The sequence below is a fragment of the Kitasatospora sp. NPDC088264 genome (assembly GCF_040685715.1).
Lineage (GTDB): Bacteria > Actinomycetota > Actinomycetes > Streptomycetales > Streptomycetaceae > Kitasatospora.
The window spans coordinates 21,293-34,233 of record NZ_JBFBIR010000021.1 but is presented as its reverse complement, the minus strand read 5'-3'; the positions used below and the strand labels follow the sequence as shown (position 1 = coordinate 34,233).

At 74.7% G+C, this 12,941-nt stretch carries 15 protein-coding genes; 9 read left to right on the top strand and 6 right to left on the bottom strand.

The window, feature by feature from the left end:
- Nucleotides 1-98 precede the first annotated feature (98 nt).
- The 5 genes from AB0O82_RS18650 to AB0O82_RS18630 all read left to right on the top strand — a co-directional run bounded on the left by AB0O82_RS18650 (nucleotide 99) and on the right by AB0O82_RS18630 (nucleotide 4,631).
- Nucleotides 99-1,130: an iron ABC transporter permease gene (locus AB0O82_RS18650; RefSeq protein WP_363584928.1), complete on the top strand. Its 1,032-nt coding sequence runs from the start codon at nucleotides 99-101 to the stop codon at nucleotides 1,128-1,130.
- Nucleotides 1,127-2,203, top strand: coding sequence for an iron ABC transporter permease (locus AB0O82_RS18645; RefSeq protein ID WP_363584926.1), 1,077 nt, complete (start codon nucleotides 1,127-1,129; stop codon nucleotides 2,201-2,203). Before AB0O82_RS18650 ends, AB0O82_RS18645 begins: the two co-directional genes overlap by 4 nt.
- Nucleotides 2,203-3,009, top strand: a complete 807-nt coding sequence (locus tag AB0O82_RS18640) for an ABC transporter ATP-binding protein (protein ID WP_363584924.1) — start codon at nucleotides 2,203-2,205, stop codon at nucleotides 3,007-3,009. Before AB0O82_RS18645 ends, AB0O82_RS18640 begins: the two co-directional genes overlap by 1 nt.
- Before the next feature lie 66 nt (nucleotides 3,010-3,075).
- Nucleotides 3,076-4,047, top strand: coding sequence for an iron-siderophore ABC transporter substrate-binding protein (locus tag AB0O82_RS18635; protein ID WP_363584922.1), 972 nt, complete (start codon nucleotides 3,076-3,078; stop codon nucleotides 4,045-4,047).
- Nucleotides 4,048-4,187: 140 nt separating this feature from the next.
- Nucleotides 4,188-4,631, top strand: coding sequence for a MarR family transcriptional regulator (locus AB0O82_RS18630; RefSeq protein WP_363584920.1), 444 nt, complete (start codon nucleotides 4,188-4,190; stop codon nucleotides 4,629-4,631).
- A 30-nt stretch (nucleotides 4,632-4,661) separates the two neighbouring features.
- Here AB0O82_RS18630 and AB0O82_RS18625 read toward each other — a convergent pair whose 3' ends face one another.
- Nucleotides 4,662-5,261: a short chain dehydrogenase gene (locus AB0O82_RS18625; RefSeq protein ID WP_363584918.1), complete on the bottom strand. Its 600-nt coding sequence runs from the start codon at nucleotides 5,259-5,261 to the stop codon at nucleotides 4,662-4,664.
- Between the two features lie 122 nt (nucleotides 5,262-5,383).
- Between AB0O82_RS18625 and AB0O82_RS18620 the strand changes: the two genes are divergently transcribed.
- On the top strand, nucleotides 5,384-6,250 hold the full coding sequence (locus tag AB0O82_RS18620) for a LysR family transcriptional regulator (RefSeq protein WP_363584916.1): 867 nt from the start codon (nucleotides 5,384-5,386) through the stop codon (nucleotides 6,248-6,250).
- Nucleotides 6,251-6,282: 32 nt separating this feature from the next.
- Here the strand turns inward: AB0O82_RS18620 and AB0O82_RS18615 are convergent, their stop codons facing one another.
- Together AB0O82_RS18615 and AB0O82_RS18610 are read right to left on the bottom strand one after the other, a co-directional pair.
- Complete coding sequence (locus AB0O82_RS18615) at nucleotides 6,283-6,903, bottom strand: cysteine hydrolase (protein ID WP_363584914.1); 621 nt, start codon at nucleotides 6,901-6,903, stop codon at nucleotides 6,283-6,285.
- 72 nt (nucleotides 6,904-6,975) lie between these two features.
- Nucleotides 6,976-8,391 (bottom strand): MFS transporter, encoded by a 1,416-nt coding sequence (locus tag AB0O82_RS18610; RefSeq protein WP_363584912.1) that lies wholly within the window; start codon nucleotides 8,389-8,391, stop codon nucleotides 6,976-6,978.
- A gap of 251 nt (nucleotides 8,392-8,642) precedes the next feature.
- Between AB0O82_RS18610 and AB0O82_RS18605 the strand changes: the two genes are divergently transcribed.
- Together AB0O82_RS18605 and AB0O82_RS18600 are read left to right on the top strand one after the other, a co-directional pair.
- Complete coding sequence (locus AB0O82_RS18605; protein ID WP_363584910.1) at nucleotides 8,643-9,248, top strand: TIGR03086 family metal-binding protein; 606 nt, start codon at nucleotides 8,643-8,645, stop codon at nucleotides 9,246-9,248.
- Between the two features lie 211 nt (nucleotides 9,249-9,459).
- Complete coding sequence (locus tag AB0O82_RS18600) at nucleotides 9,460-9,822, top strand: nuclear transport factor 2 family protein (protein ID WP_363584908.1); 363 nt, start codon at nucleotides 9,460-9,462, stop codon at nucleotides 9,820-9,822.
- A gap of 78 nt (nucleotides 9,823-9,900) precedes the next feature.
- Here the strand turns inward: AB0O82_RS18600 and AB0O82_RS18595 are convergent, their stop codons facing one another.
- Both AB0O82_RS18595 and AB0O82_RS18590 read right to left on the bottom strand, forming a co-directional pair.
- Entirely contained in the window at nucleotides 9,901-10,377 is a 477-nt protein-coding gene (locus AB0O82_RS18595) for a hypothetical protein (RefSeq protein WP_363584906.1), read from the bottom strand.
- A 73-nt stretch (nucleotides 10,378-10,450) separates the two neighbouring features.
- The gene (locus tag AB0O82_RS18590) at nucleotides 10,451-11,101 is read right to left on the bottom strand and encodes a hypothetical protein (RefSeq protein WP_363584904.1); all 651 of its coding nucleotides are present in this window, start codon (nucleotides 11,099-11,101) and stop codon (nucleotides 10,451-10,453) included.
- Between the two features lie 102 nt (nucleotides 11,102-11,203).
- On the opposite strand from AB0O82_RS18590, the gene AB0O82_RS18585 reads away from it, so the two are divergent.
- The gene (locus AB0O82_RS18585) at nucleotides 11,204-11,938 is read left to right on the top strand and encodes a TetR/AcrR family transcriptional regulator (protein WP_363584902.1); all 735 of its coding nucleotides are present in this window, start codon (nucleotides 11,204-11,206) and stop codon (nucleotides 11,936-11,938) included.
- Here AB0O82_RS18585 and AB0O82_RS18580 read toward each other — a convergent pair.
- A complete protein-coding gene (locus AB0O82_RS18580) occupies nucleotides 11,835-12,674 on the bottom strand; it encodes a hypothetical protein (protein ID WP_363584900.1) in 840 nt (279 codons plus the stop codon). The genes AB0O82_RS18585 and AB0O82_RS18580 overlap by 104 nt on opposite strands.
- Nucleotides 12,675-12,941: the final 267 nt, after the last annotated feature.

Sequence of the window (12,941 nt, the reverse complement as noted above, 5' to 3'; positions counted from 1 at the left end):
CGCCAGGCTATCCAACGGGCGGTTCGGGGGGACGAGGCAATTTGCCCCGGCTTCCGACGGGAACTTAGGTTTACCTGAGTTGTCTGCGGAGAGGGCCCATGACCGACACCACCGCGCCACCCGGCGCGCGACGGACAGCGCGCCGCCGAATACTGTGGCTCGCCGCCGCGCTGGCCGTCCTGGCCGCCGCGGTGCTGCTGAGCCTGGCGGTCGGCAGCCGCACCATCCCCTTCGGCGACACCCTCGACGCCCTGCTGCACGGCGGCGACACGGCCAACGCCGTCGTCGTCCGCGAGCTGCGGGTGCCGCGCACCGTCGTCGGGCTGGCCGTCGGCGCGGCGCTCGGCCTCGCCGGAGCCGTCATGCAGGGCCTCACCCGCAACCCGATCGCCGACCCCGGCATCCTCGGCGTCTCCCAGGGCGCGGCGGCCGGCGTGGTCCTCGCCATCTCCGGCTTCGGCGTCTCCACCCTCACCGGCTACGTCTGGTTCGGCTTCGCGGGCGCCGTGATCGCCACCGTGCTCGTGTACGGCCTGGCCGGGCGCGGCCGGGGCGGGGCCACGCCGATCAAGCTGGCGCTGGCCGGCTCGGCGATGTCCGCGTTCATCGCCTCGCTCAACACCATGGTGCTGACGACCGACGCGGCCACCATGGACCAGTTCCGCTTCTGGCACGTCGGCTCGCTCTCCGGGCGGACCTCGGACATGGCCTGGCAGCTGCTGCCGTTCCTCGCCGTCGGCACGGTGCTGGTGGTCGCGGTGGCCCGCGGCCTGGACGCGCTCGCGCTCGGCGAGGACACCGCCAAGGGCCTCGGCGCCAAGACCGGCCTGGTCCGGGCGGTCGGCGCGCTCGGCGCGACGGTGCTGACCGGCTCGGCCGTCGCGGCCGCCGGGCCGATCGCCTTCGTCGGCCTCGCCGTCCCGCACGCGGCGCGGGCCGTCGCCGGCGCGGACCACCGCTGGGTGCTCGCCTTCTCCGCCGTCCTCGGCCCGGCCCTGCTGCTGCTCGCCGACACCCTGGGGCGGGTCCTCTTCCCGCCGTCGGAGGTCCCGGCGGGCGTGATGACGGCGCTCGTCGGCGTCCCGGTCCTGGTCGCGCTGGTGCGCCGCCGGAAGGTGGTCGCGTCATGAGCGCGCAGGGTGTGCGAACCGTCGGGCGCGGCGCCGTCTCCCCGCGCGGGTACGCCGTGCTGCGGGCCGGGCGGGCGTCCGTGCTGCTGCACCGCCGGTCGGCGGTGGTGGCGCTGGGCCTGCTGGTCGCGCTGGCCGGGACGGTCGTCGCCTCGCTCTGCCTGGGCGAGTCGGCCGTGTCCCCGGTCGAGGTGGTGAAGGTGGTGCTCGGGCAGCCGAGCCCACACGAGCTGGTGGTCGGCGAGTTCCGGCTGCCCCGGGTGGTCGTGGGCCTGCTGGTCGGCACCGCTCTGGGGCTGGCCGGGGCACTGATCCAGACCGTCGCCCGCAATCCGCTGGCCAGCCCCGACGTGGTGGGCGTGACCTGGGGCGCGACCGCCACCGTCGTCGGGCTGATGGCGTACGGCGTGGTCGGCTCGACCGGTCAGGCCCCGTACGCGGCGGTGGCGGGCGGGCTGGTGGCCGGGCTGCTGGTGTACGCGCTGGCGTGGCGGCGCGGCCTGCACGCGCAGCGCTTCGTGCTGATCGGGATCGGGATCAGCGTGGCCCTGTCCTCGCTGACCTCCGTGTTCCTCACCAAGGGCGACGGCTTCCAGGCGCAGGCCGCGAAGGTCTGGATGACGGGCAGCCTGAACGGCGCCGGCTACGACCAGGCCGGCTGGCTGGCCTGGGTGCTGCTCGCCGCCGTGCCCGTCGTCCTGTGGGCGGCGCGGGCGCAGCGCTCGATCTCCTTCGACGACGCGACGGCCGTCGGTCTGGGCCTGCGGCTGGACCGGATCCGCCTCGGCATGGCGCTGCTGGGCATCGTGCTGGCCTCGTGCGCGGCGGGCGCCGCCGGGCCGGTGGACTTCGTGGCGCTGATGGCCCCGCAGATCGCGCTGCGGCTGGTCCGGTCCGCGCAGGTCCCGCTGTTCTGCTCGGCGCTGACGGGCGCGCTGGTGGTCGTGCTGGCCGATCTGATCGCCCGGCGGCTGATGGCGCCGACCGAGCTGCCGGTGGGCGTGGTGACCGGCATGGTCGGCGCGCCGTACTTGATGTGGCTGCTGATTCGTTCCCGTCGTGGAGGTTCCTGATGTCCGCTCACCGTCTGGAGGCCCGGGGCCTCACCTTGGCCTACGAGGCGCGCACGGTCGTCGAGGGCCTGGACGTCGGCATCCCGGACGGGCAGGTGACGGTGATCGTCGGCCCGAACGCCTGCGGCAAGTCGACGCTGCTGCGGGCCCTGGGGCGTCTGCTGAAGCCGGTCCGGGGCGCGGTGCTGCTGGACGGCGAGGAGCTGGCGCGGATCCCGACGAAGCGGATCGCCCAGCGGCTGGGCCTGCTGCCGCAGTCGCCGACGGCGCCGGAGGGCATCTCGGTGGCGGATCTGGTCTCGCGGGGCCGCCAGCCGCACCAGAGCTGGTGGCAGCAGTGGTCGCCGGAGGACGAGGCGGCGGTGACGGAGGCGCTGGAGCGGACGTCCACGGCGGAGCTGGCCGAGCGCAGCATGGACGAGCTGTCCGGCGGCCAGCGGCAGCGGGCGTGGATCGCGATGGCGCTGGCGCAGGGCACGGACATCCTGCTGCTGGACGAGCCGACCACCTACCTGGACATCGCGCACCAGGTGGAGGTGCTGGACCTGGTCCGCCGGCTGAACGTCGAGCGCGGCCGGACGGTGGTGGCGGTGCTGCACGACCTCAACCAGGCGGCCCGGTACGCGGACCACCTGGTGGCGATGCGGGACGGCCGGGTGGTGGCGCAGGGCGCGCCGACCGAGGTGGTGACGGCCGAGCTGGTGCGGGAGGTGTTCGGGCTGGAGTCAGTGGTGGTGCCGGACCCGGTGACGGGCACGCCGTTGGTCGTTCCGGGGGCCCCGTGGGCGGCGGCCGTGGACGCCTGACGGCAATTCCACACCAAACCGGACATAATCGGCGCGCCCCCGAAGCCTCACGCCCGAGGACCGCCGATGCACCGGATCGCCCGCCGTTCGTTCCTCGCCGGTCTCGGCGGGGCCGCGCTCGCGGCCTGCACGACCCGGCGGTCGGCGCCGCCGACCGCCGACGGCCTGGGCGCGTCCGCCTCGCCCACCCCGGTGCCGCCGGTCACGGTGGACGCGGCCACCGGGCCGGTGCTGGTGCCGGGCGAGCCGCTGCGGGTGGTCGTCCTCGACACGGACGTGCTGGACTCCGCGCTGACCCTCGGCATCACCCCGGTGGGCGCCGCGCTGCCGGCCGCCGACATCCGGTTCCCCGCCTACTGGCCGGCCTCCCGGGTCGCCGGGATCCACCGGGTCGGCCTGGCCGGCGCCCCGGACCTGGTCGCGATCCGGGCGCTGCGGCCTGACCTGATCCTCTCCAACCAGGCGCGCGACGGCGACCGCTACGACCAGTTGCGGGAGATCGCGCCGACCGTGCTCACCCAGACCACCGGCGCGCCGTGGAAGGCCGACTTCCAGGTGCACGCCCAGGCGTTGAGCCGGGAGGCCGCGGCGGCGGCCTTCGTCTCCTCGTACCAGCGGCACGCCAACCAGGTGGTGCAGGCCCTGTCGGCGGCGAAGGCGTCCGGCCGGAAGGTGAGCCTGGTGCGGTTCGTGGAGGGCGGCGGGATCCGGCTGTTCGGGAAGCAGAGCTTCCCCGGGATCGTGCTGTCGGACGCCCAGGTGGGGCGGCCGGACGCGCAGAACGTCGACCAGTCCGACGTCGAGATCCCGCTGGACCAGATCGCGAAGGCGGACGGCGACCTGCTGCTGTACGCCACCTCCGGCGATCCGGCCCTGGCCGGCACCGACGCCGCACTGGAGAGCCCAGGTTGGCAGGCGCTGGGGGCGGTCAAGGCGCACCGGGCGTTCCCGGTGGACGACCAGCTGTGGTTCCAGGGGATCGGGTACACCGGCGCCAACTTCATGCTGGCCGAGCTGCAGCGCTTCCTGGAGGCATGACCCGCCGCGCGGCGTCGGGAGAGTCCGTACCGGACAGGCCAGGGCGTGGCGCGAGGATCCGCCGGACGGTCGGCCCCGCCCCCGTACGCCGGGGTTCCGGCGCCGGTCGGGGCGGCTGCGCCCTGCCATAAGCTGGCACGGTGAGTAGCGAACCGGCCCCGCCCGAGGACACCGCCGTCGAGCTGATGCGCGCGATGACGCGGCTGCGGGCGCGGCTGCGCACCGAGGCCCCGATCGACGACCTGCCGTGGAACTGGTCGCACCTGACCACCCTGCACCGCGTCGTGCAGGAAGGCCCGGCGACCGTGACCGAACTCGCCCAGGCCGAGCACGTGCGCCGCCAGTCCATGGCGGAGACCGTGGCCGCGCTGCGGGCCGGCGGCCTGGTCAGCGCCGCCAAGGACCCGAACGACGGGCGCAAGTCCCTCTTCAGCGCGACCCCGGCCGGAGCCGACCTGTGCGAGCGGATCCCGGCGGCGCGGGAGGCGTGGCTGGCCGAGGTGATCGGATCCACCCTCCGGGCCGGCGAGCGCAAGACGCTCGACCGGGCGGCGGAGATCATGAACCGCCTGGCGGACAGCTAGGGCCCGTCCTTCGCGCCGGCTCGGTTGCTTCTAGCGGACCCGGTAGATCTGGCCGGTCTGCGCGCCCTCGATCGAGCGGACGTACGCCGTCGCCACGCGGGCGGCGGGTACCGCCTCCATGCCGGGGAAGAAGGGCCCGTAGGCGGGCAGGGACTCCTCGACCACGGTCGGGCTCACCGCGTTGATCCGCTGGGGCGGGAGTTCGATCGCGGCGGCTCGTACGAACGCCTCGACGGCACCGTTCGCCGCGGATGCGGCCGCCCCGGCCACGATCGGCTCCTCGGTGAGGATCCCGCTGACCAGAGTGAACGAGCCGGTCCCGGCAACATGGGAGGCGCCCTGGCGGACCAGCTCCAACTGGCTCAGCGCCTTGCCGCGGAACGTCGCCGCGACATCGCCGGCGGTCAGCTCGCCGAGCGGCTTGAACACGGCGGCGCCCGCCGCGACCGCGACCGCGTCCAGCGGGCCTGCCTGCGCGTACAGCCTGGCCACCGCTTCCGGGTCGGTGACATCGGCCACCAGGTCCCCGCCCGTGCGGCCCGCGCCGATCACCTCGTGGCCGCGCTCCGCGAGCGCCCGGCGCACCGCGCTGCCCAGCGTTCCACTCGCACCGACCAGAAGAATCCTCATGACCCACACCGTCCATCACGTCTCGGGACCGAACCCCGGGAACCGCCCCGGGTACCTGTGACGCTACGGATCACGCCCCGTCCCCGGAAATGCCGTTTGGGCAGGGACTATGCTCCACAGGCATGGACGATGTGGAACTGCGTCACCTCAGGGCCCTGGACGCGCTGGCCGAGGCGGGCACCGTCACCGCCGCCGCGGCCCGGCTACACATGACGCAGCCCGCCCTCTCCCGCACGCTCGCCCAGATGGAGACCCGCGTCGGCGTCCGGCTCGTCGACCGCTCCTCCCGGCACCTGGCCCTCACCCAGGCCGGCACCACCCTCCTCGAACACGCCCGGGCGATCCTCGCCCACCTGGATGCGGCCCTCGCGGACGCCCGGACGATCTCCCGCCCCCTACGGCTGGGCTACACCTGCGCGGTGCTCGGACAGCAGACCGTCCCGCTGCTCCGGTCGTGGCGCCGCACACACCCGCACGCCCCGCTCGAGGTGGTCCGACGGGACAACAGCACCGCGGGCCTCGCCACCGGGGACACCGACGTGGCGGTGCTCCGCACCGTCCCCGCCGATCCGCGTATCCGCACCGAGGCCCTCTACACGGAGGGCCAGGTCGCGGCCCTGTCCGACGACCACCCCCTTGCGGACCGGGACGGGGTGCTGCTGGCCGAACTCACCGTCGGCCAGGACCTCCCGCTGGCCCTGTGGCCGGGTGTCGGTACCGCCTCACCGGACCTGTGGCCCCCGGAGCAGTGCCCGGTCGGGACGGTCGAGGTGGGCAACGTGGACGAGTGGCTGAACCTCATCGCCACCGGCGGTGCGTTCGGCCTCGGCGCGGCAGGTACCGCGGAGAGCCACAGCCATCCGGGCGTCCGCTTCCTCCCGGTCTCGGACGCCCCTGGCGCCACCGTCTACCTCGCCCACCCCGCTCACCCCACCCATCCCCGGACGGCGGACTTCCTCACGGCGGTCCGGGAAGTGGTGAGCGGCTAGCGCCAGACCCCGTCGCACGTCTCCGCCGCGCCTCACCGGCTCCCGGGCACGCTCAGGGCGGCCAGGTCCGCGGTGGCGACGATCCAGGCCTGGCGCGGGAAGACCTTCTCCATGAGCACCCGGTGCACCTCCGGGTCGGGGTCGGCGGTGGCGTCGGCCAGGACGAACAGGCGGTAGTCCTCGTCGGCCGCCTGCCGGAGGGTGGTCAGCACCACCCCGCTGGTGGAGAGCCCGGCGAGGACCAGGGTGTCCACGTCCCGCCCGCGCAGTTCGGCGCGCAGATCGGTGTCACTGGCGAAGACGCCGAAGCGCGTCTTGCGCACGGTCACGTCGTCCTCGCGGATCTCCAGGGACTCGTGCACGGCCGTCGCGGGGTGGCCGTCGGCGAGGTGGCCGGCCTCGGCGACCCGGGCGAAGGCCTTGTTGCGGGCGGGGACGGCGGCGAGGTCCGCCTCGGCGAACGCGACGCGGACGAAGACGACGTGCGTGCCGTGGGCGCGGGCCCAGGCCAGCGCCTCGCCCGCGCGGGCCAGCAGACCCTCCGGGTCGGGGACGGCGCCGAGGGCGGCGGGCTGGAAGTCCATCAACAGCAGCGCGGTGCGCGCGGGGTCGATCGCGGGCGCGGTCTCGGTCACGGTGGTCATGGTGGTCATGTCGTGGATCGGCTCTCTGCGGGTTGAGGTGGGCCCGGGCCGGGTGGGTCCGGGCCGGTTCGCCTGCGGCGGCTAGGACTCGGCGAGTCGGCGGTCGCAGACGGTCAGGACGAGGAGGAGGGCGGAGATCGCGACCAGCACCCAGGCGATGGAGTGCAGGCCGGCGTCGCCCACCCGGTCGTGGAAGGCGGCGCCGGTGATCGCCGCCGAGGCGATGGAGCCGAGGTAGCCGAAGGTGCGCAGCAGTCCGGAGGCGGTGCCGACCGTCGCGGCGGGGGCCTCCTGGTAGAGGACGGTCTGGTTGGCGACCGTCCCGGCGCCGGAGGTCAGCCCGAACACCGCGCTGACGGCGACGACCGCCGCCATCGGGGTGCCGACGCCCACGAACAGCACGGCCACCGCGCCGAGCAGCAGCAGCACCGCGCAGGCGATCAACGGCAGCCGCACGCCCGTCCGTCGTGCCACCGCCCGGGCGGTCACGGCGCTCAGGACGCCCATCGGCATCAGCGCCAGGCCGGCCTGGTAGGCGGACAGCCCGCGGGCCGCCTCCAGCCACTGGGTGAGCCCGTAGAGGATCACGTACGTGCCCATCAGCGTCAGGCCGTTGCGCACGTAGGTGCGGGTCAGGGCCCCGTTGGAGGCGAGCAGCCGGACGTCGAGGAACGGGTGGGCGGCGCGCAGTTCCCAGCCGACCAGCACGGCGGCGAGGACGAGGGCGGCGGCGAGCGCGGGCCAGTCCGGGCGCGGCAGGGCGGCGAGGAAGACCATCAGGGCGGTGAGCGAGCCGCCGAAGCCCAGCATGCCGGGCAGGTCGAGGCGGGAGGCGAGGGCGCGGGGTGAACCGAGGCGCACCGGGTCGGGGTCCGGCGCGATCCCGACCACGGCCAGGACCAGGGCGACGGCGGCGACCGGAATGTTGATCCAGAAGGCGGTCTGCCAGCCGAACCAGCCCACCAGCAGTCCGCCGAGGGCGGGGCCGACGGCGACGGTGGCGGCGCCGGTGATCGCCAGGCCACCGAGCACCCCGCGCGGCGGGGCCTGGTAACCGGCCTGTTCGGCGCGGCGGCGGATCAGCAGCATCGCGGCCGGGTAGCCGGCCGAGGTGCCCGCGCCGATCAGCACCCGGGCCGCGATCAGGGCGGCCATCGAGTGGGCCAGCGTGCCGACGATCCCGGCCGCGAACACCAGCACGATGCCGGCGACGAAGATCCGCCGGGGCCCGAACTCCTCGGCGAGCCGCCCGGCGGCGGGCTGGGCCAGCGCGCTGGTGAGGTACAGGCAGGAGATCAGGACCGCGGTGTCCCCGACGGGGAGGTGCAGGGCGGCCGCGATGGCCACCAGCGCGGTCGCGATGATCGAGCTGTTGACCGGGTTGAGCGAGGCCCCCAGGTACAGCGGGGCCACGAAGCGCGGGCCGAAGGGGTTGCCGGTGGGCGTCGCGGTCGTGGCCGTCTGCTGCGGGGTGTGGGTGTCACCGGGGAGAGGCATGTCGGCCCCCTTCCTCCGGAACCTCTGCGACGGAGCTGGCCTGCTGGGGAGGTCCCGGTAGAGATAGGCAGGCTGCCTGCTTAATATTAGCAGTCTGCCTGCCTACTCTGAACCGGTTGCCGCAGCCGGGGCGGCCACCGCGGGCCCCGGGCCGGCGCTCCTGGCCGGGGCCCGCGGCGTCGCTCCTGGTCAGGGCACCGGCCGTCGCGTTTCTTCAAGACCCGGCGCCCCGACCGGCGCAGGATCGGGGCATGAACGATCACCCGACCCGGGACACCCACCCGCTGCACCCCCTGCTGGCGCGCGCCGCCGCGGCCGCCGCCCGGGTCGCCGACGGCGTCCCGGCGGACCACCCGCTGGACGGCCCGACACCCTGCACGGACTTCGACGCCCGTGCGCTCGTCAACCACTGGGTGCTCTACACCTCGCACGGCCTGGAGCACCGGGCCCGCCGCACCGAACTGCCCGAGGAACTGGTCGACCGCGACTTCACCGCCGACCCCGGCTGGCCCGCCGCCTACGCGGCCCGGCTGGACCGCGCCGTCGCGACCTGGGCCGACCCGGCCGTCTGGGAGGGGCACGTCGACCTCGGCGGATCCTCGGCACCGGCGGAGGGCATCGCCCGGATGCTGATCGCGGAGCTCGTCCTGCACGGCTGGGACGTCGCCCGGACGACCGGCGGTCCGATCGGGATCGACGAGGAGCTCGCGCAGCTGGTGCTGGCGGTCGTCGAGGAGAACGCCGAGCTGTACCGCCGGTACGGCGGCTTCGCCGCCCCGGTGGCGGTGCCGGACGGCGCTCCGACGCTGGACCGCGCGCTGGCCGCCTCCGGGCGCGATCCGCGCTGGAACGGCTGAGCGCCTGGCTGCCCAAGCGCCCAAGCGCCCGACCGCCCGACCACCTGACCGCCTGGCTGCCCGAGCGCTCAGCCGGCCGCGCTCAGTCCGCCGCCCGCAGGGACGCACGGAGCCGGGCGTGCAGCAGGCGCACGGCCGGCGAGTGCTGGTCGGGTCGGGCGACCAGGCCGAGGCGGGCCCGGACCGGTGCGTCGACGACGGGGATGGAGGCATGACGACGACGAAGACTGCACGTGGGATTTCCGAGACCTACTTCGCGGCCTGGCAGGCGGGCGACTTCGAGACGCTGCGGGGGCTGCTGGCGGAGGACGTCGACTTCGTGGGCCCGCTGGCCACGGTGTCGGGGGTGGAGGAGGCCCTGGCCGGACTGAAGGGGCTCGGGCAGGTGCTGGAGAAGATCGAGGTGCACGCCCGGGTCGCCGAGGGGGACGACGTGATCACCTGGTTCGACCTGCACACGAGCATCGCGCCACCGGCGCCGACGGCGAACTGGAGCCACGTGGAGAACGGGAGGATCACCCGGATCCGGGTGACCTTCGACCCGCGGGGGCTGCTGGCGGGCTTCGCGCGCTGAGCGGAGGTCGCACCGGCCGCCGGGCTGAGCGATCCGGGCCCGACAGGGCGGGCGATCCGGGCCCGGCGGGGCGATGCCCTACTCGTCGTCGCCGTCCTGGATCTCCTCGGGCGGCGGCGCGAGGATGATCGGCCAGTCGTCCTCGGAGGCGAGGAGGTCTTCGAGCGGGGTGCCGGGGCCGGCGGTGAAGACGGCCAGCCCCTCGTCGAACCAGGCGGGCAGCACCGGATCGACGGTCGTCCCGGCGCGCAGGACCAGGTGGGCGCGCGGGTCGACGGTCGAGCGGTCGGGGAAGTCGGCGGGGTCGACGCCCACCTGCTCCAGCGCCACCGGGTAGACGGCCACCGAGATCGCCAGCCGGTCCCCCTCCAGGGAGGGCTCGAACCAACCGTCCGTCTGCACCAGGTAGAACACCCCGTCGCCCTCGTAGCAGTACGAGCCGAGCCGGTCCAGGGCGCGCTCACCGGGGGTGCCGTCGGGGTCGACGACCAGGACCGCGGCGGGCGCGTCCGGTTCGTCGGGATTCGGGCCGGGCCGTACGTACAGGCGGGCCATCGGGCACCTCCGGGTCGTGGCGGGTCGGGCGGGGCTCAGCGGGTCGGGCGGGGCTCAGCGGGTCGGGCCCAAGCTACCGTCGCGCCAGGCGACCGCGAACCGCCCAGGCCACCGCACCGAGGGCGAAGCCGTAGACCGCCACCAGGCCGTGTCCGTTGTCCTGGGCGAGCCACATGGCGAGGCCCAGCACCGGGACGCCGACGGCCAGGGCGCGCTCCTTGGGCAGACGGGTGCGGGTGAGGAAGGCGAGGGCCAGGGTGGCGCCGAGGAAGTAGGTGGCGCCGGAGCTCCCGGCGAAGTTGCGGGGGTCGGTGCTGGGGCCGTCGCCGAAGCCGAGCAGGCCGTCGATCCGGCCGGGCAGCAGGATGCCCGCGAGGAAGAAGGCGAGGGTGAGCGGGCCGCCCCAGTACCACTGGGCGAGCGCGGCGACGGCGGCGAGGGTGGCGAGGTTCCACAGTCCGCCGCCGAGGCCGCCGTTCTGCATGAAGACCGAGGTGAACTCGCGCCACCAGCCGGACTTGGCGGGGTCGGCGTCGAGCGCGTCCATGGCGCCGGACCAGAGCAGCTGGAGCAGCACGCCACCGACGGCGAGCGCGGTCAGGGCGACCGCCGCCCACGGGATCGGCCGCCCCCGCAGCGTGTCCCGGCCGACCACGCCGAGCCCGCAGTTGACCATCATGACCATCAGCGCGGCCGTGGTCACGTTGAACAGGATCGCCCCCATGACTGCCCCTCCCCCATCACATTCCAACGCCGTTCGAAAACCGGGCAGGGCAAAGCTAGCACAGTTTTCGAACAGTGTTGGAAAGCGTTGTACGGTGGAGCCATGAAGCTCACCAAGGAGCGCATCGTCGATGCGGGCATGGCCGTCTTCGCGGAGGTCGGCTACCACAACCTGTCCATGCGCCAGGTCGCCGACCGCCTCGACGCCCACGCCGGCAGCCTCTACTACCACGTGCGCGGCAAGGACGAGTTGCTCACCCTGATGGCCGACCGCGTCTGCCGACAGGCCTACGACACCGGCACCGCGGCCCTCGCCGCCCTCCCCCCCGACGCCACCTGGCGGGACCGGGTCGAGGCCCAGGCCGCCACCCTGCGCCGCAGCATCCAGCAACACCCCGGTGGCGCACTGCTCCTCGCCGAGAGCCCCGGCGTCCTCAGCTCCGGCGGCCTCTCCCTGATGGAACGCCTGCTGCGCACCCTCCTCGACGCCGGCCTGCCCACCGTCCACTGCGGCATCGCCGCCGACATCCTGCTCAGCCACGTCACCGGCTTCGTCCTCCAGGAACAGAACCAGCCACCGGCCCCACCACCCGTCAGCGCCGAGCTCTACGCCGACCTGTGCGCGGAGTTTCCGCTGATCATGGGCGAGTTGATCCCCCGAATCGGCCAGGACGAGAAGTTCACCCAGAGCATCCGACTGCTCTGCACCGGCTTCGCCGCCCTCGTCCCGGGCGTCAGCCCTGCTGCGGCGGACGACGGCGCAGGCTCAACAGCAGCAGCACCACCGCCGACAGCACCGCCGACAGGCGCAGCACGCCCGGGGCCGCCGACCAGCTGATCTGACTGAACTGCGCACCGGCCTGCACGCCCGCGCCGCCCTGGGCGCCCGGCTTGGCCTGCATGGCGTGCAGGGTGGCCGCGCTCATCGTGATCAGCGGGATCCCGAGGATGACGAACTTGCGCATCAGATCGGAGAGTTGGCGGGACAGGTAGCCGAGGGCCCAGCCGACCAGCATGGCCGGGAAGAAGCTCATGGCGGCGCCGCCGATCAGCAGCCCGCAGGAGAGCAGGACCAGCAGGGACGGCCGACGGGCCCCGACGCCCGCGCCCGCACTCGCGCCCGCACCGGCAGTTGCGCCCGCACCGGCACCGGCCTGGCCGGCGGGGGCGGTCGGCTGCGCCTTCGCCTTCCCCGCGGCGGTCGCCCTCCCCTTGGCCTTGCGCTGCTTCTTCCCCTTCGCCGAGGCCGCCGCAGCCGCCCCAGCCACAGCCCCCGCCGGATCGGCGGCCTGCGCACCCGCCGCTCCCGCCCCGTCCCCGGCACGCTGCTCGGGGATCGGCTTCGGCGGAGCCTGCGGCGCGTCCGAGAAGTTGAGCAGCACCAGATCCCAGCCGTTCGCGCCGGAGCTGTACACCTGGGGCGGCGGGATGGAGCCCGGATCGTCCTCGGGCCCGTCGAAACGCGGCTTGTCCAGCTGGACGGGCGGCGCCCCGGCCCCCGGGGTGCGCGGCGTCCGGGGCGGGTCCAGCGGCACCGACGGGGTCCCGCCGCCCGGCGCCGCCGTGTCGTACACGCTGTCCCCGTCGGAGGCACCGGACGGACCGGACGGACCGGAGGCGCCGGATGCACCCGAACCGCCCGAACCACCCTTGTCGCCGGCAGCACCGGACCCGGCAGACCCGCCGGAGGCCCCCGCCCCGCCCCCCGAACGGCCGCTCCACGGCCCGCTCCTGCGCCACCACTCGCCGTCCGTCATCACCGACACCCCGCCTCGCGCCCGAACCCCGGCCCACCGAACCACCCTCGGCCGTGACGCTACCCACCCCGCCCCCGCCCGCGC

What these genes read in the sequence shown, in the direction of transcription:
- AB0O82_RS18650 (WP_363584928.1), top strand. Translation starts at nt 99, where the DNA reads ATGACCGACACCACCGCGCCACCCGGCGCGCGACGGACAGCGCGCCGC.
- AB0O82_RS18645 (WP_363584926.1), top strand. Translation starts at nt 1,127, where the DNA reads ATGAGCGCGCAGGGTGTGCGAACCGTCGGGCGCGGCGCCGTCTCCCCG.
- AB0O82_RS18640 (WP_363584924.1), top strand. Translation starts at nt 2,203, where the DNA reads ATGTCCGCTCACCGTCTGGAGGCCCGGGGCCTCACCTTGGCCTACGAG.
- AB0O82_RS18635 (WP_363584922.1), top strand. Translation starts at nt 3,076, where the DNA reads ATGCACCGGATCGCCCGCCGTTCGTTCCTCGCCGGTCTCGGCGGGGCC.
- AB0O82_RS18625 (WP_363584918.1), bottom strand. Translation starts at nt 5,261, where the DNA reads ATGAGGATTCTTCTGGTCGGTGCGAGTGGAACGCTGGGCAGCGCGGTG.
- AB0O82_RS18620 (WP_363584916.1), top strand. Translation starts at nt 5,384, where the DNA reads ATGGACGATGTGGAACTGCGTCACCTCAGGGCCCTGGACGCGCTGGCC.
- AB0O82_RS18615 (WP_363584914.1), bottom strand. Translation starts at nt 6,903, where the DNA reads ATGACCACCATGACCACCGTGACCGAGACCGCGCCCGCGATCGACCCC.
- AB0O82_RS18610 (WP_363584912.1), bottom strand. Translation starts at nt 8,391, where the DNA reads ATGCCTCTCCCCGGTGACACCCACACCCCGCAGCAGACGGCCACGACC.
- AB0O82_RS18605 (WP_363584910.1), top strand. Translation starts at nt 8,643, where the DNA reads ATGAACGATCACCCGACCCGGGACACCCACCCGCTGCACCCCCTGCTG.
- AB0O82_RS18600 (WP_363584908.1), top strand. Translation starts at nt 9,460, where the DNA reads ATGACGACGACGAAGACTGCACGTGGGATTTCCGAGACCTACTTCGCG.
- AB0O82_RS18595 (WP_363584906.1), bottom strand. Translation starts at nt 10,377, where the DNA reads ATGGCCCGCCTGTACGTACGGCCCGGCCCGAATCCCGACGAACCGGAC.
- AB0O82_RS18590 (WP_363584904.1), bottom strand. Translation starts at nt 11,101, where the DNA reads ATGGGGGCGATCCTGTTCAACGTGACCACGGCCGCGCTGATGGTCATG.
- AB0O82_RS18585 (WP_363584902.1), top strand. Translation starts at nt 11,204, where the DNA reads ATGAAGCTCACCAAGGAGCGCATCGTCGATGCGGGCATGGCCGTCTTC.